Consider the following 17,231-nt stretch of genomic DNA (forward strand, 5'->3'; position numbering starts at 1 on the left):
CTGCTAAAACAGAAAAAAAGAAGGCTGGTAGACAGCCTCCTTTACTAATTCGCCTAGCGTGCCGTAATTTCCTTCTCGACCTCTGTGAAAGCGCGGTTTAGTTGCACATCATTTTTCGGATCCCGAATGTGGGTGATGAGATTCTTCTCCAGTGCTTCGGCTGTCTTACTGTCAATCTCACCTGTAACTGTTAGAGTATTGCTCTTCTGAAAGCTCTTCACTGCATTTAAGGTGTTGGTATCGAAGTAACCATCCTTACGTCCCGGAGCAAATCCTAGTCCGTCCAGCATAACTTGTGCATTTTTGATATTGTCATCATTCATATCATATTTCCAGGTTTTTTCTTTGTTGATGGGAGCTGCTGCAAAATACGCAGGTTGGGCTACCGCAATATCCGGTTTAATCCCCTTCTTATGAATCCATTCTCCTTTAGGCGTGAGCCATTTGGCAATGGTGATTTTTAGCAAACTTCCATCACCCAGCTCTTTTTCAAAGCTCGTCTGAACTGTGCCTTTTCCGTACGTCGTATCTCCGATTAACTTCGCATTGGCTGATTCTTGCAGCGCACCTGCTAAAATCTCTGAAGCACTGGCACTCCCTTTATTCGTTAAGACAGCTATCGGGTAATCTTTTGCCGTTCCTTTTGAGAGCGTCTTCTCCCGTTGCTGCTTCTTGTCCTCAACTTGAACAATAATCTTGTCTTTGCCAATCATACGCTGAGCCATGTCAATTACGACGGATAACACACCGCCTGGATTGTTACGAACATCTATCACAAGTCCCTTCATTCCCTGATTCTCCAAGCTTTCAAGTTCCTTCTTGAAACGTTCGCCTGTGTTCAATGAGAATTCCGTAATTTCAATGTATCCGATCTTATTCTTATCCATATGGGCATTGACCGTCTCCATCGCAATATCATCACGCTTGATAGCAAATTCAAGTACCGCACTGTTCCCTGCACGCTTCACTTTGACTTTAGCTATCGTGCCTTTCTTGCCGCGAATTTTAGCTACGGCTTCATTCAGTCCCAGTCCCTCAAAAGATTCTCCGTTCACCGAGAGCAAAATATCTTTGGCATGAATTCCTGCTTTCTCAGCGGGAGAGCCTTTGATTGGAGATACTACAACGACGTTGCCATTCTCCATAGATACTTCTGCACCGATTCCCGAAAAAGAGCCTTGAATCTGTGAGGTGAACTGTTCAGCAGTTGTTTTTCCCATATAAGAAGAGAACGGATCATCCAAGGCACCCATTATCCCATTGATGGCTCCATCCACTAACTTACTCTGGTCTACATTCTGAACGTAGTTATTCTTGACCAGATTGAGCGCTGTCTCGATCTTACTCATGTCTTCTTTCGAAGCCTGTCCTGCCGTAGAAGCATAACTTCCGCTACCCGCGACTCCACTTCTTGCGAAATTCCAGTTCCCTGTAAGGGTCATGGTCAAAATACTGCTAGCAAGTACGGCTACCACTACAAAAAGGGCAACTGTCCGTCCTTTGTACATTGCTCAATCACCGCCTTTCCTATTTCGGGCTGACTTGATGCAGACCTGTAATGTCCATCATAGTATATGTTTAGCTTGTACGGAATATTTATCTAGAAAAAAAGAGAAACGGGCAAGCCAATGCGCTGGCAGTACCCGTCTCTAACTATGCAACTACAAGTAAGGCATGGCATCCACAGGAGTACCATTCAGCCGCACTTCAAAGTGTAAATGCGGTCCCGTAGAAGCCCCTGTATTGCCTGATTCCGCAATTAGGCTTCCGCGCTGAACGTTATCCCCCTTCTGTACCTTAATCTCGGATAAGTGGCCATACAGTGTCCACACGTTATTACCATGGTCGATAATGACACAGTTCCCATAACCGCTCCACCACTCCGCAACGATGACTACGCCATTATCTGCTGCATGTACATCTGTTCCAATCCCTACTGCAAAATCCGTTCCCGTATGAAGCTTTTTCGCACCGGTAATTGGATGAATTCGATATCCGAAGGGAGAAGAAATTCTTGCGCCCGATACAGGTAGAGCCATGGAGCCTCCATTACCTGTAAAACCGCCGCCAGAACTTGAGTGGTCCTCCGATGAGTTCGAGCTCGAATCTGAGTTGGTTGAAGCTACTACTTTATGGGCATTTGCCGCGGCCTCAGCCTTGGCTTTCGCTTCAGCTTTTTTCTTCTGATTGTAAGCATAGATTTGCGCGGCCTTAATCTTGTTCTTCTCTTGCGCTAATTGCGCACGCTTAGAAGCAATGCTCACAAGCAACTTGTCTTGATCTGCACTGATGTCATCCGACTGCTCAATCTTATTTTGATAGCTCGCAATCAGCGACTCTTTTTCCTTCTCCTTCTGAGCTAAAGTTGCACGCCTACTTGCCGCTTGAGCGTACAGCAACTTAGCTCTGCTGTAAGAAGCCTGTAATTTCTTCTGTTCGACTTGAATAAGTGCCTTGTCTTTCTTGTGATCTTCAAGAATATTCTGATCTTGCTGTGCAATGGCTTGTAAGGAATCTGCACGATCAAGGAAATCCGTGAAGCTTGTAGACGATAAAAGAACATCAAGATAAGACACTACACCATCGGTGTACATTAGACGTATTCTAGAATCGAGCAGTTTTTCACGCTCATCAATGCGTTTTTGTGTCTGGTCAATTTGTTCAGCAGTCGTATGTAAATCTGACTCCGTCTTATCAATATCCGCTGAGATCTTTGACAGTTCTCCACTAACCGAATCAATTTGCTGCAATACCACCTGCAAGAAATTCGTTGCTTTATTTTTATAGTGCGCAGCATCCTGCTTGTCACTATCGGCTTGCTGCTGCTCCGTCTGGGCTTGTTTCGCCTGTTGCTGCAGAGCTCTTAATTCATGGTCGATTTGATCGACCGTTCGCTTTTTGGCATAGCTTTCACTTGGCACAAATAGTACCGAAGCCAGCGCAGTTACGACAACTACGGATAACCATTTCTTCAATGTGTTCTCTCCATTCTGATCTAAATCGTTCTATACTTTTAAGAATTTGCGTATCGATACCGTACTTCCCCAAATTCCTATTAACAGTCCAAGTCCAATCATTAAAGAGACTATGGGAAGACCAATATCACTCATCGGGATTAAATGAATAGGTAAGGAAATATCCTGACTCACAGACTCCACCATCTGCCGATAACCAAAAATTAATACAGCCGAAGTAACAAGAGAGCCTATAAGCCCAATTAAGCCACCTTCCACAAAGAAGGGCCAGCGGATGAAGAAATTCGTCGCTCCTACCAATTTCATGATTCCAATCTCACGGCGGCGTGCCAGAATCGTGACACGAATGGTATTTGAGATCAGGAACATGGCCATGATACCAAGTCCTACAACAAAGATGAAACCTACATTACGAATGGTGCGTGTAATTTTAAATAACTTCTCAATGGTTCCTTGTCCATAATTCACTTTAAAAATGGGTGCGTCTGTATATTTCTTATTCAGTGCTTCAATTTTGGAGGCTACAAAAGCTACTGTAGTAGGTTCAATCACTTCGACTTTGAGCGTGTCTGGAATAGGATTCGTCTCTTCCGTATACCCATCAAGAAGATCCTTACCGTTATCTCCGAGCTTACTCTTAAAATCTTTGAGCCCCTGATTTCTCGATACAAAATCAACTTTGCTCACCTCTGGCATCATGGCTATCTCATTACGAATCTTGTCTACTTCGGCCTGAGGCACTTTTGAATTCAAGAAAGCACTAATCTGAACTTGATTATCTGCGTCATCTGCGAATGCATTGACGTTAAGTACAAGGAGAATAAATACACCTAATATGAGTAAAGAAACAATGATTGACGTAATAGATGCGATGGACATCCAACCATTACGGAATACATTTTTAGTCCCTTCACGTAAGTGTCTAAGAAAGGTTCTAAAAGTCATATCCGTACTCCCCTCGAAGCTGGTCACGAACAATACTGCCCTCTTCTATAGCAATCACCCGTTTGCGCATGCTGTTCACAATATCCTTATTGTGAGTCGCCATAACAATCGTTGTTCCGCGGAAATTAATCTCATCAAGCAATTGCATAATGCCCCATGAGGTCTCAGGATCCAAATTCCCCGTCGGCTCATCGGCAATAATTACGGATGGATTATTCACAATGGCTCTAGCGATAGCCACACGCTGTTGCTCTCCTCCAGATAGCTGCGAGGGCTCTCGTCCTGCCTTACCTTTCAGTCCCACAAGGTCGAGCACTTCATTCACACGTTTCTTAATGATCTTCTTAGGCGCCTCGATGACTTCGAGGGCAAAGGCTACATTCTCATAGGCTGTGAGCCGTGGTAACAATCTGAAATCTTGGAAAACGACACCGATATTTCGGCGGACATAAGGAATTTTGCGAGGTTTGAGTTTGCCGATATTGAATCCATTTACAGAGATTTGACCCTTAGTAGGGACTTCCTCTCTGTAGATCAATTTCATAAACGTAGATTTGCCGGCACCTGATGGGCCCACGAGGTATACAAATTCATTTCGATCAATCTTTACGGACACGCCTTGAAGGGCATGAGCACCGTTGGGATACGTCTTCCATACATCTTGCATTTCAATCACAGAATCACTTCCTAAGCGTTATGTCTAGTCCTATCTTGGTCGGGGGTCTACGGTGTAATAAGGATGATTACCTAGGCTGTATTAGTTCGACACGTTCCAGCGAAATCCTTTAAAAGATGAGGAAATCCATCCCTTAGTCCCCTATTGTAACAAACTTGTAACCTTTTGAGTACCCGAAAGTTTTCCTGGGTCTTTGCATATACATGGTTGTACATGTAATTGGACTAACTCATCTTTCCTAAAAGGGGCGATAATTCTGAGAAAAGCTCATATTTTAACCATATGTTTGGCCATTATTATTCTCCTCTGGGCATTAGGATTCGGACTCCTTGAACTGTATGCCCACCGGGGCACTGTTCCCTCAGGTGTGAAGATCGGTTCTACCGAGATTGGCGGACTGCCTTTTGAAGAAGCTAAGCAGGCTGTAGAGCAAGAGCAGCAGCGAATTCGCGCAGGTCAAGTTAACTATTATGTTCCGGCCATCTCCGGGAATGCTCCCGCCCATATTCGCATGAACTGGGAGCAAAGTGGTGTTGATTATTCATCGGAAGAACTGGCTCAGGAATTAAGCAAATTAAACGGAGGTACGCTTTGGAATCGGGTTAAAACACGGTGGTATTTCCCAAAGCAGTGGCAATATACCGTACGCTGGGACCGAAAGAAACTAACTAGTGTACTAAGTCCATCCTGGGAAAAGAAACAATTCGGATCACCCATTAATGCACGCCGTATTCTGCTGGCTAATGATACGTTTCGTTATGAGGCAGGTTCTTCGGCAATTCGAATAGACTGGTCTACTTTGAACGAATCCTTTCGCAAGGCTATCCCAAAGACCTCTCAGGATGCTTTTCATGATAAGACCCTAGAAATCCCCCTATGGGATGCCCCCCCTGCTGTTACGCTCGACATTCTTAAGGAGCAAGGAATTGATCATAAATTGACGGAATTCCAGACACATCTAACCACCAGTACTGAAGGTAGAGTGCATAATGTAGAGGCTGCCTCGCAGATTATCGACGGGATGCTTTTGGCTCCTGGAGAAGTGTTTGATTATAGCAAGGTGGTTGAACGAGCTGAGCACACGTATGGTTTTCAGCCCGCCCCTGTTATTTTTCAAGGCAGACTTATCCCGGGTATTGGAGGAGGCATTTGTCAGGTATCCAGTACGTTATACGGGGCCGCTATACGAGCGGGGCTTCAGATTGTAGAGCGTCGTAATCACTCTCTGCCTGTAAGTTACCTGCCGAAAGGACAAGATGCTACGTTTGCAAAAGGATATATTAACTTTAAATTCCGAAATACTACATCACATTATGTACTTATTCACAGTCAGGTCGAGGATCTTAAGCTTAGCGTGAAACTTTTTGGAGATCTGCCTGAAGATGAGCATTATGAGATTACCTCCAAAGTTATTGAGGAAATTCAAGCCCAGAATAAGTATGTGGCGAATGCTGCGCTTCCTGCTGGGAGCAGTCAGCTTATTCAGCCAGGCAAACCAGGCTATATTGTAGAGACTTACCGTACGAAATGGATTCAAGGTAAACCTAAAGCTCCTGAGCGTATCTCTAGAGATACGTATCCTGCCCAGCCGAATCTCATCGGAGTCCATCATATCCCGACCGATCCGGGCAGTGAGAGTGTGCCACGTCCTAGTAAAGATCGTATTCTCGAAGATGGCGTCAGCAGCCTACTCATCCCATATAGTTGAAAATTTCCTAGTTATTAACACAAAGTGTTATTGCGCACACTGAGTCAACCAGCGTAGGACTGTAATCGCATACAAAATAATGACCCTTCCTTGAGCCTGTTCTTTGCTCTCAAACTGTGATATACCTGTATCAGAGCTTTGAAAACTTCACAGGACATGAAAGGAATTGATTGTCATTACATCCTCATCTTCAGCTACTACAAAACGAATGGCCCAAGCTGGACTCTGGACCCTTGTGCCCGGCATCATTTTGGTAGCGACTACACTTCGGGCGCCGATAACCGCGGTAGGCCCTTTAACGGATACCCTTCGTTCAGCTACTTCTCTGTCTCACACATTATTAGGTATGCTTACTACGCTTCCGTTGTTAGCATTTGCCTTGATCTCACCACTAGCACCCAAGCTTGGAAGACGTCTAGGCATGGAACGTACAATGTTTTTGGCATTAATCCTGCTTCTCTTCGGAATTCTTATTAGATCTTTACCTTCTACTATATTCCTTTTTTTGGGAACGGCCATGCTTGGAGCAGCTATTGCTGTGAACAATGTGTTACTTCCAAGCCTAATCAAACGGGAATTTACTACACAGGTAGGCACCATGACGGGGTTATACTCCTTCTCCATGAATTTGTTCGCCGCACTCTCATCCGGTCTTAGTATTCCACTATCGACCACATTAGGTCTAGGATGGCGCGGAGCACTAGGAATCTGGGCCATTTTGGCAGTGCTTGCTATGATTGCATGGATTCCGCAGCAGCGGGGACAACAACATAAAGCTCAAGTGGCCGCCACTCAGCCCGCTTCTACGTCAAGCTTATGGAAATCTCCTCTCGCGTGGACGATTACGCTATTGATGGGTTTTCAATCCGTTACATTTTATGTCGGCATCGCATGGATTCCAGAAATATTGCAGCAACGAGGATTATCGGCTTCATCAGCAGGCTGGATGCTGTCCCTGATGCAGTTCGTCAGTCTTCCTGGTTCATTTCTCATCCCGGTTATTGCCGGTCGCATGAAAAGTCAGCGCAGTATAAGTACAGGCGTAGCCATCCTCTATATCATTGGTTACACCGGGCTTCTCCTCAGCGGAAGCTCATGGCTTGCTTTATGGATGATTTTGATTGGTGTTGCGGGCGGATGTAGCTTCAGTCTAGTTATTATCCTATTCTCTTTACGTACACGAACGACGGAACAAGCTGCAGAACTTTCGGGAATGGCTCAATCATTTGGCTATTTATTAGCTGCTGCGGGTCCTCCGTTGTTCGGACTTATTCACGATATGACAGGAAGCTGGACCGCTCCATTAATCTTGCTCGTTGTTATTTCATGTATCATCTTGTTATGTGGTCTGAGTGCGGGACGCAATCGAGTCATATCCTAAGCCGTAGATCTGTATGTTGGGGATTAATTAACGGTATTGTCCCTAATTTTGAATATAAGAATATAAGTTGACTACAAACACCCTGTTTCCTAAATGGAAGCAGGGTGTTTGTTAGTTCTTGTTATGTTTTAAGCTGATATTGGATAGTGATACTGGATTGCAGAAGTAGCTCAGCTTCACTCCTTAATGAGTAGCTGTATACTCAGAGGAACTCTGCACACTCTCAGGCTCCATTTTATCACGACCCATGAAGAAGGCTGCTAGTAGTGCTAACCCTGCTGGAATGACAGCCCAGACGAAGGTATCTACAATGGAGGTAGACATCGAAGCCGTAATTTTATCGAGAATTTGAGGCGGAATCAATTTCCTTGCTTCAGGAGATAAAAGAGCATGTGGATCTTTAAGATCAAGCCCCGGAGGTAAAGCGATTGAACTCCCACCTTCTTCCGCCCCCGCAAAACTATCGGTTAATTTTCTAGTAAACAGATGACTTTGCACAATACCGAACACCGTAATGCCAAGTGTCATTCCAAGGGATCTTAAGAAATTCATCGTTGAACTTGCTGCACCACGCTCTCTTGGAGATACCGAGTTCATTGCCGCATTACTAAGAACCGAGAAGGAAGCTCCAATGCCTGAACCTATTAAGATCATATAAAAACGAACGGTCCAAAGAGATGTATTGCTATCTAGCGTAGTTAACAAGTAGAGGCCAATTAGCAATAGGGCAAGCGTAGGGATCATAATCGTCCGATATCGCACTTTGTTCATCAAAAATCCACCCATGGTAGCCGTTACTACAGAACCCAACATCATAGGAAGTAGGACTAGACCCGAGTTGGTTGGCTTGCCTCCAAGTACACCTTGTATAAAGATCGGAATGTAGACCGAAGCCGTAATGAACGCCGCACCACTAAAGATCCCAATCAGGTTACTTGACCAGTACACCTGTTTTTTGAACATGCCGAACGATATAATAGGCTCCTTGACTAAGCGTTCTACCAACACAAATATGATGGCTAAGACAGCGAATAGACCAAAGAGACTAAGAATTTGCCATGAATCCCACGCGAACTTTTTTCCACCAAGTTCCAAAGCAAACATCAAGCTAATTACTGCGCCTACCAGTGTAACAGCGCCAGTCCAGTCAATCTGCTGTTTCGAATGCTCATGAGATTCTCTATAGAAGAACGCAATGAACACAAAGGCAAGCAGACCGAGTGGCAAGTTAATATAAAAGATCCATTCCCACTGTGCATATTCTGTCAAATACGCTCCAAGTAAAGGTCCGAATATACTAGAGAGGCCAAAAACTGCTCCGAACAAGCCACCTAACTTTCCACGCATTTCCGCAGGAACAGCATCGAACATAATCGTAAAGGCAATTGGCACCAATGCCCCTCCGCCAATCCCTTGAATGGCCCGGTACATACTTAGCTGGACAATGGAAGTTGCCGTACCACAAAGAGCGGAACCAATCATAAATACAATAATTCCGAACACAAAAAACTTTTTGCGCCCGTACATATCTGACAATTTCCCAAAGATCGGCATACCGGCCATTTCTGCAACCATGTAGGCCGAAGTTACCCATACAAATTTATCCAGTCCTCCTAACTTACCAACAATATCCCCCATTGCTGTGGCAACGATTGTATTGTCCATGGAGGCCATCAGTATGCCTAGCAGCAGTCCAGCCAAGACAAGGCCCATATTTTTAGTTTTCTTTTGTGCGTGATCCATAAATTAAGTTATCCCTTCTCTCCATTTTTTGTGTGTCTCCCCTAATTCCAAAAACATACTCTACCGTTCATTTTGTCCCTGTTGCATCATCTATTATAGCGGCGCATAGTATTTCTACCATCCGCCTTGGGGCGGATATATCTAACGTTACACGCGAACTGCACGCGACACATCCGACTTAGGATCAGCCTCATAACTTTCCTTATACTCCACCAAATCGACCTCGCATCCCGCTCCAATTCGTATTCGATTCCCCCGAATCACTCGTGCTTTCGTGAACTCTACATCAATGTCATCTCCCTCAATGATATCTGTCTCTAAATAGGAGAATTTCCCTGTAATTTTACCTAGAATGCCATATAAGGAACCCCGTTTACGCACTGTAATTTGCTCTACACCAATTTCTCTAGCACTACATCCCCCATTGAGTTCCATATGGATCGTCCCTGCATTTAGTAATCCGCTTACTTTGAGACTACCGTGTACCTCAATGACTTCATACTGCATATCCCCTTGGACTTTGAGGGAGCCATTAACCTCTGCTTTCTCACCGTTTGCTCCCCGCAGTCCAGTCAGCATCCCATTAATATCAAGATGATCTATACGTATCTCATCGCGAACCTTCAGCATTCCATCTACACGAAGAGAACCTCCTTCTAAGCACCCATCTACGTTTCCTGATCCATTCACACTCATTTGATTCTTCACCTGTACATTCCTGAGCTTCACGGTACCATTGCACTCTATCTCTTCACAGATGAGGTTCCCGTTCACTCGGCCCACCCCATCGATACTAATAAGAGCATAATTCCCACCAGGATATGTTCCTACCCCACTAATTCGCAGATCGCCTAACGCTTGTTCTCTCATTCTTCTCTTCCTCCTTCATTTAATAGTAATTTAAGTTCTTCCGTTGCTTCGGCAAAGGGTATCCGTACCACTTCTTTGATTAAGTTATCGAAATATATCTCTTGATTCTGAGGAACCAGTAGACACATAGAGACACCCATTTTTCTAGTAAGGACAAGTTCATATTTCCCTTCAGAGCAGGTAAAAAAATGTGATTCTAAGGTCTCTATGATCATCGTCCCCTCTTGCAAGGAGATCATGCCACTGTGCAATAACTTATGCAGAATAAATATCCTCAACATCTGGTCAAAAGGAAAATTCCCTTCGTGCGAAACGATGGTCAGATATAATTCTAACGTAGAACTCGCAACAATGTTACGTTCTATTATTGCTCCTGCACTTAAGGAGATTTCAGTAAGCTGAGGGGAGAAGACATCGGCCAGTGCATCTAGGGATAATTCATCTTTCATGTTCAAAATTTTATCTATACGAGATAGAATCGAAGCTTTGGGGAAGAATGTCTCTTGACCTGTAAAGGATGACTTACGGATGAACCATTCCTCTGGGATTAGATTTTTTCGCTTCCACCTATATAGCTGTCCATAAGAAATTCCTGTAAGATCAAGCAATTCCTTTTTGGATATCAGTGGTTCTGTCATTTTACAACCTCCTTGATTATAAATATAATGTAACATAACATTGTTACGTTGTAAATAAAATATATTCTTTTTTAGCATGTATTCACACTTTGATTTCAAAATAAAAATAAAAAAGCACACACGGTCACAACTTTCGTTGTTCCATGCATGCTTCATTAACAACTAGCGCTTCTTTTCCGGCCTACTCTAAGCCAATGGATTCCATCTTCGCCAACCACTCACTCGTCTCTGCGAGCTTCGCTTCAGCGCGGGCAATCGCTGCCTTCACTTGAGGAGTTGCCGTACCCCCATACACATTACGTGCATCCACAACGGTCTCAGGTTGAAGAACTTGATAGATGCTATCGTCGAACAGGGTAGAGAACTGCTGGAATTCTTCCAAAGTTAAATCTAACAGATACTTTTGATTCTGAATGCAATAGAGCACAGTCTTTCCGATGACCTCATGTGCTTGACGGAAAGGTAAACCTTTGCCCACTAAGAAGTCGGCGATATCGGTCGCATTGGAAAAATCCTGATTGACCGCTTCACGCATCCGGCCTGTGTTGACCTTCATGGTAGCAATCATAGGAGCAAATAATTGCAAAGCTCCTTGCAACGTAGCCACCGTGTCGAACATGCCTTCCTTATCTTCCTGCATATCTTTGTTATACGCCAAAGGAAGAGACTTCAACACAGTTAATAGTCCAAATAAGTTACCATATACACGGCCCGTTTTGCCTCTTACCAGTTCGGCAACATCTGGATTTTTCTTCTGCGGCATAATACTGCTACCTGTACAGAACGCATCATCAAGTTCCACAAAACGGAATTCTGTGCTGCTCCAAAGGACGAGCTCTTCACTTAGACGAGATAGATGCATCATAATCGCCGAGCCATTCGATAAAAATTCCAAGATGAAATCTCGATCGCTTACAGCATCCAGACTATTTTCATAGACCGCATCAAAATGCAATTGCTCCGCCACATAATGGCGGTCAATCGGGAATGTCGTCCCGGCCAGCGCACCCGCACCCAAGGGGAGCACATTAATCCGCTTGTAACTGTCCTGCAAACGCTCAATATCCCGTCCGAACATAGAGACATACGCCATCAAGTGATGAGCAAAAAGAATCGGCTGAGCCCGCTGTAAATGGGTATAACCCGGTACAATCGTAGCTGTATGCGCCTGCGCTTGCGTAATCAAAGCTTCTTGAACCCGTTTGAGTAGCTCTACAAATTCAACAACCCGCTTACGTAAGTACAAATGCATATCGGTCGCTACTTGGTCGTTCCGACTGCGACCCGTATGAAGCTTTCCGCCCACAGGACCGATGGCTTCAATTAGATTCTTCTCAATATTCATATGGATATCTTCATCCGATACGGAATATTCCAATTCTCCACTGCGGATCTTATCCAATACTTGAAGCAATCCTTCTTTTATACGATCCACATCTTCTACTGGAACAATTCCGCATTTTCCAAGCATGGAAACATGGGCTAGACTGCCCTGAATATCCTCTTCTGCTAGCGCTTTATCGAAATGGATAGAGGCTGTATACTCCTCTACCAGCTTGTTAGTCTGCTTCGTGAAACGTCCACCCCAAAGCTTGCTCACCGAATTCACTCCCTAAGTTCTGATATCAGACTGCAGGCCGCCCTTATAGATTCAGAAGGAACGGCCGCAGATCATGACTATAGATGGATGACTTTTTATTAGTTATTAAAGGTTTAATTGTGTTAGTTCTGGTTCTTACAACTATACGCAGATTACTTCTGGTTCTGCTCTACCCCGGAGTTCACTTTCAAACGTAGCGCATTCAAGCGAATGAAGCCCGTTGCATCTCCTTGGTCATAAGCTTGCGTCGGATCGGCTTCCATCGTAGCAATCTCGGGATTGTACAAGCTCACAGGGCTCTTCACCCCAGCAGCGATGACATTGCCTTTATATAATTTCAGACGTACCGTACCGGACACATTACGCTGACTTTCGGTAACCAGAGCTTGCAAGGCAAGACGCTCAGGAGCGAACCAGAAGCCATTATATACAAGTGTACTGTAACGCGTAATTAAGCTGTCACGTAGATTCATAACTTCACGATCTAGCGTTAAGGATTCCATTTTACGATGAGCTGCAAAAAGGATTGCGCCTCCCGGTGTCTCATAGACGCCGCGGCTCTTCATGCCGACGAAACGGTTCTCTACCATATCGACACGTCCAATTCCATGCTTACCGCCCAGTTCATTCAACTGTTCCATCACTTCAAGGGGACTCAGTTCCTTGCCATTTATAGCAACCACATCGCCTTGTGCAAATTCAAGCTCAATCATCTCCGCTTGATCTGGTGCATCTTCTGGATCTACAGATAATAAGTACATCCCTTTGCTCTCTGCATCACTTGCATCGAACCAAGGATCTTCCAGTACACCACTCTCATAACTAATATGAAGCAAGTTGCGATCGGTTGAATACGGCTTAGCTGCCGAAGCAGTAACAGGAATTCCATGCTTCTCCGCAAAAGCAATCATCTCTGCGCGGCCTGGGAATTCCTCGCGGAACTCAGGCAGGCGCCAAGGGGCAATCACGGCAATTTCGGGTGCGAGAGCAGCCGCAGCTAACTCAAATCGAACCTGGTCATTCCCTTTACCTGTAGCACCATGAGCAATGGCTGTCGCGCCTTCAGCACGTGCAATCTCTACCATACGCTTAGCAATCAGTGGACGAGCAATGCTTGTCCCCAGAAGATATTGTCCTTCATATTGCGCTCCTGCTTGGAACATAGGATAAATGAAATCTTTTGCAAATTCATCACGCAGGTCATCAATATAGACTTTGGAAGCTCCGGTTGCGAGAGCCTTGGCTTCAAGACCATCCAACTCATCCTTTTGTCCGATATCTGCTGTAAACGCGATAATCTCTGCATCGTAAGTTTCTTTGAGCCATTTTAGTATAATAGATGTATCTAGGCCACCTGAATAGGCCAATACAATTTTTTCTTTAGCCATGATTGTTCAAGTCCTCCTTATTACTGTTCCTTTTTAGGGTCATCATTCTGCTGAGCAAGGTAGGACTGCCACATATGCTCGTATACCTACCTATATATGTTCATCAATCCTCTACTAGCCAATCAACGCGGCCATTAATGCCTTCTGAGCATGCAGGCGATTCTCGGCTTGATCGAAGATCAAAGAGTTGCGGCCATCAATTACGCCTTCACTTACCTCTTCGCCACGATGAGCAGGTAGACAGTGAAGGAACAAGTAGTCTGGCTTAGCCAGAGAGGCCAATGCTTCATTGACTTGATAGTCTTTGAACGCAGCTTCACGGATCTTCTGCTCTTCTTCAAATCCCATACTCGCCCATACATCCGTATAAATAATATCGGCATCCTGCACAGCTTCTGCTGCACTACGAACGAGCTCAATGCGTGCACCCGTCTCTTTGGCAATAGTGCGACTCTCAGCTACTACAGCAGCATCCGCTTCATACCCCTCTGGGCTAGCGATCCACACATCTACACCAAGCTTCGCACCGCCTATTAGTAGAGAGTTCGCCATATTGTTGCCGTCTCCTACGAATGCTAGCTTCAAGCCCTTAAGTGTGCCTTTATGTTCAAGCACAGTTTGGAAGTCCGCCAATACTTGGCAGGGGTGTGCAAGATCACTCAAGCCATTAATGACAGGAACCGTAGCATGCTTAGCCAGTTCGACTACATTCTCGTGACCGAACGTACGAATCATAATGCCGTCGAGATACCGAGACATGACTTGAGCAGTATCACTAATGGTCTCGCCGCGTCCCATTTGAATATCATTTTTGCTTAGGAACAGGGCATGCCCCCCTAATTGGTAAGTTCCAACTTCAAAAGAAACCCGAGTACGCGTCGAGGATTTTTCAAATATGAGTCCGACTGTCTTGCCTTTTAACGGTTGATACTCTTCTCCATTCTTATGCTTACGCTTAATTTCTATCGCAAAATCAAGCAGGTATTGTATTTCTTCCGAGCTGAAATCGGTAAGTTCAACACAGTCCCGCCCTTTTAAATTAAATTGTGTACCTAGTTCTGTTATGCTCATGACTGTGATGCCTCCTTTATTGAATGCTCTTGGATGAGCTGGACCACAATGGCTACAGCTTGATCTATTTCCTCATGGGTAACATAAAAGTTCGGTAAAAAGCGAATTACATTCGGCCCCGCCGTAACGAATAACAAATTCTTCTTTTGCCCTTGCAACACAAGCTCACCTACAGGACCATCACATTCGATACCGACAATCAGACCTCTACCTCGAATATCCTTCACCCAAGGCTCACTCGCAAGTTTCTCGGTCAGTTGTGCCATCAGATATTCTCCTGCTTCTTGTACACGCTGAGGTAAGTTATCCTCTTGCATCGTCTCAATTGTAGCTATGATTGTCGATGAGGCTAGTGGGGTTCCTCCGAAAGTAGTCGCGTGAGACCCTGGTGAGAAGGCTTCCCGCAAATACTCCTTGGCAAGCATTGCTCCTGCTGGGAATCCACTGGCAATTCCTTTAGCTAAAGTAAAGATGTCCGGTTCAATGCCATAATGTTGATGAGCGAACCATTTGCCGGTACGTCCCATTCCGGTCTGCACTTCATCCACAATCAGCAGGATTCCTTCTTGCTCACATAACTGCTGTACCTCTTGAAGAAACGCGGGTTCAACGAGATGAATGCCACCTTCCGCTAGCACCATTTCCATCATAATCGCTGCCGTGTGTGGCCCAATTGCAGCTTTGAGGGCGTTCACATCATGCAAAGGGACCGTCTTGAATCCCTCAGGAAGAGGCAAGAAGCCATCCTTCACTTTAGCTTGGCCTGTAGCGGTCAATGTGGCCAATGTGCGACCATGGAAGGACTGTTCAAACGTAATAATCTCATAGCGATCTTGTCCCTTTACCTTCTGATGGTACCGACGCGCAAGCTTGATAGCTGCTTCATTCGCTTCAGCGCCACTATTACAAAAGAATACGGCATCTCCACATCCAAGATTAGCTAGCATCTTAGCTGCTTGTTCCTGCTGAGGAATCTGGAAAAGGTTCGATACATGCCAAAGTTCATCGAGTTGATCCTTCAGCTTATTCTTCACTTTGTCCGGTGCATGCCCAAGGCTAGTAACTGCAAGGCCACTAAAAAAGTCCAAATATTTTGTCCCCTGATCATCCCAGACCCAGCTACCCTTACCTTTGACTAAAGAAATTGGAAATCTAGCATAGGTAGGAAATAGTGCACTTTTCTCTTCCGTTGTGGTTTGTGGATTTGCCATATCTATATTGGACTGTACCATCGTTGGGTTCACTCCTCGTCTATTTATCGTCTTATTATATAGTATAAAATGTTAATCATATTAAATGGCTAAAGGTAGCTGCTTCTTACTTCCTACTCGAGTTCATACGGACGATTCGGGTTCCGATCGCTTCGCCATCCATCACTCGGCTGAGCACATTCGGTTCACTTCCATTGACGATAATCACTTCATTTACTTTTCCATGGATACAAGCGATCGCCGCTCTTACCTTAGGGATCATCCCGCCATATATTTCACCCGTATGAATCATGTCCTCAATCTGTTGAACCGTAACGGTAGACAACACTTTTTTGGTGCCCCCGATAGTAGTCATAATGCCAGGAACATCCGTGACCACGACCATTTGCTGTACCCCAAGCTTAGAAGCCACCGCCCCTGCCGCCGTATCTGCATTAATGTTATATCGTTGTCCCGCTGCATCTACACCAACTGGAGCAATAATAGGCATATACCCTAATTCTACCACGCCTTGAATAATCGAAGATTTGACGTCGGTCACCTCTCCTACGAGCCCTACTTCCACGCTATTTGCAACAGGGCGTGCCTGAATCAAAAATCCATCTACACCGGAGAGCCCCAGTGCCTGACCGCCTAACTTCTGAATACGCCGAACAATCTGCTTATTAATAGTTCCAGATAGCACCATTTCCACCACATCTAATACTTCTTCTGAGGTATAGCGTAGGCCATTCACGAATTGGGTCTCGATACCCAGCCGTCCTAAGTTTTCTGAAATGGCTGGTCCCCCGCCATGAACAATGACGGGCTGAATCCCGCGCTTTTGTAAGCCAATCAAATCTTCAAAAAACGAATCAGGCAACTCATTCAGTGTGCTACCTCCGCATTTCATAACAAACGTTCGGCTAGCGAATCCTGACTTAAGCTCAGCCGGGTCCCCTTGCAATGACATATTAATCAAAATGGTTTCTTCCTTTCTGGAAGGTTGAGACTTGGGTTCAATACTCAAGTACTCAACCTCTTTA

At 45.0% G+C, this 17,231-nt stretch carries 14 protein-coding genes; 2 read left to right on the plus strand and 12 right to left on the minus strand.

Features of this window, described 5'->3' with window-relative positions; all coding sequences use genetic code 11:
• Positions 1 to 53: 53 nt before the first annotated feature.
• From J2Z69_RS13665 to ftsE, 4 genes are all read right to left on the minus strand, one after another.
• Positions 54 to 1,508 carry a S41 family peptidase gene (locus tag J2Z69_RS13665; RefSeq protein WP_209863664.1) on the minus strand — a complete coding sequence of 485 codons (1,455 nt, stop codon included), beginning with the start codon at positions 1,506 to 1,508 and terminating at the stop codon, positions 54 to 56.
• 153 nt (positions 1,509 to 1,661) lie between these two features.
• On the minus strand, positions 1,662 to 2,975 hold the full coding sequence (locus J2Z69_RS13670; RefSeq protein WP_209863667.1) for a murein hydrolase activator EnvC family protein: 1,314 nt from the start codon (positions 2,973 to 2,975) through the stop codon (positions 1,662 to 1,664).
• A gap of 30 nt (positions 2,976 to 3,005) precedes the next feature.
• Positions 3,006 to 3,920 (minus strand): permease-like cell division protein FtsX, encoded by a 915-nt coding sequence (ftsX, locus tag J2Z69_RS13675; protein ID WP_209863670.1) that lies wholly within the window; start codon positions 3,918 to 3,920, stop codon positions 3,006 to 3,008.
• A complete protein-coding gene (gene ftsE / locus J2Z69_RS13680) occupies positions 3,910 to 4,596 on the minus strand; it encodes a cell division ATP-binding protein FtsE (RefSeq protein ID WP_209863673.1) in 687 nt (228 codons plus the stop codon). Before ftsE ends, ftsX begins: the two co-directional genes overlap by 11 nt.
• 286 nt (positions 4,597 to 4,882) lie before the next feature.
• On the opposite strand from ftsE, the gene J2Z69_RS13685 reads away from it, so the two are divergent.
• Complete coding sequence (locus J2Z69_RS13685) at positions 4,883 to 6,304, plus strand: VanW family protein (protein WP_209863676.1); 1,422 nt, start codon at positions 4,883 to 4,885, stop codon at positions 6,302 to 6,304.
• Between the two features lie 166 nt (positions 6,305 to 6,470).
• Positions 6,471 to 7,685 (plus strand): CynX/NimT family MFS transporter, encoded by a 1,215-nt coding sequence (locus J2Z69_RS13690; RefSeq protein WP_342591594.1) that lies wholly within the window; start codon positions 6,471 to 6,473, stop codon positions 7,683 to 7,685.
• Positions 7,686 to 7,868: 183 nt separating this feature from the next.
• Here the strand turns inward: J2Z69_RS13690 and J2Z69_RS13695 are convergent, their stop codons facing one another.
• The 8 genes from J2Z69_RS13695 to argB form a co-directional block, all read right to left on the minus strand.
• The gene (locus tag J2Z69_RS13695; protein WP_209863680.1) at positions 7,869 to 9,428 is read right to left on the minus strand and encodes an MDR family MFS transporter; all 1,560 of its coding nucleotides are present in this window, start codon (positions 9,426 to 9,428) and stop codon (positions 7,869 to 7,871) included.
• Positions 9,429 to 9,575: 147 nt separating this feature from the next.
• Positions 9,576 to 10,298, minus strand: a complete 723-nt coding sequence (locus J2Z69_RS13700) for a polymer-forming cytoskeletal protein (protein ID WP_209863683.1) — start codon at positions 10,296 to 10,298, stop codon at positions 9,576 to 9,578.
• Positions 10,295 to 10,936, minus strand: a complete 642-nt coding sequence (locus J2Z69_RS13705; protein ID WP_209863686.1) for a YhbD family protein — start codon at positions 10,934 to 10,936, stop codon at positions 10,295 to 10,297. Before J2Z69_RS13705 ends, J2Z69_RS13700 begins: the two co-directional genes overlap by 4 nt.
• Before the next feature lie 181 nt (positions 10,937 to 11,117).
• Positions 11,118 to 12,536: an argininosuccinate lyase gene (gene argH / locus J2Z69_RS13710; RefSeq protein ID WP_209863689.1), complete on the minus strand. Its 1,419-nt coding sequence runs from the start codon at positions 12,534 to 12,536 to the stop codon at positions 11,118 to 11,120.
• A 152-nt stretch (positions 12,537 to 12,688) separates the two neighbouring features.
• Positions 12,689 to 13,924, minus strand: coding sequence for an argininosuccinate synthase (locus tag J2Z69_RS13715; RefSeq protein ID WP_209863691.1), 1,236 nt, complete (start codon positions 13,922 to 13,924; stop codon positions 12,689 to 12,691).
• A 114-nt stretch (positions 13,925 to 14,038) separates the two neighbouring features.
• Positions 14,039 to 14,995, minus strand: a complete 957-nt coding sequence (gene argF / locus J2Z69_RS13720; RefSeq protein ID WP_209863693.1) for an ornithine carbamoyltransferase — start codon at positions 14,993 to 14,995, stop codon at positions 14,039 to 14,041.
• On the minus strand, positions 14,992 to 16,227 hold the full coding sequence (locus J2Z69_RS13725) for an aspartate aminotransferase family protein (protein WP_245339304.1): 1,236 nt from the start codon (positions 16,225 to 16,227) through the stop codon (positions 14,992 to 14,994). Before J2Z69_RS13725 ends, argF begins: the two co-directional genes overlap by 4 nt.
• 85 nt (positions 16,228 to 16,312) lie before the next feature.
• Entirely contained in the window at positions 16,313 to 17,158 is an 846-nt protein-coding gene (gene argB, locus J2Z69_RS13730) for an acetylglutamate kinase (protein WP_209864338.1), read from the minus strand.
• Positions 17,159 to 17,231: the final 73 nt, after the last annotated feature.

Origin of the sequence: Paenibacillus shirakamiensis (assembly GCF_017874255.1) — a bacterium.
Lineage (GTDB): Bacteria > Bacillota > Bacilli > Paenibacillales > Paenibacillaceae > Fontibacillus > Fontibacillus shirakamiensis.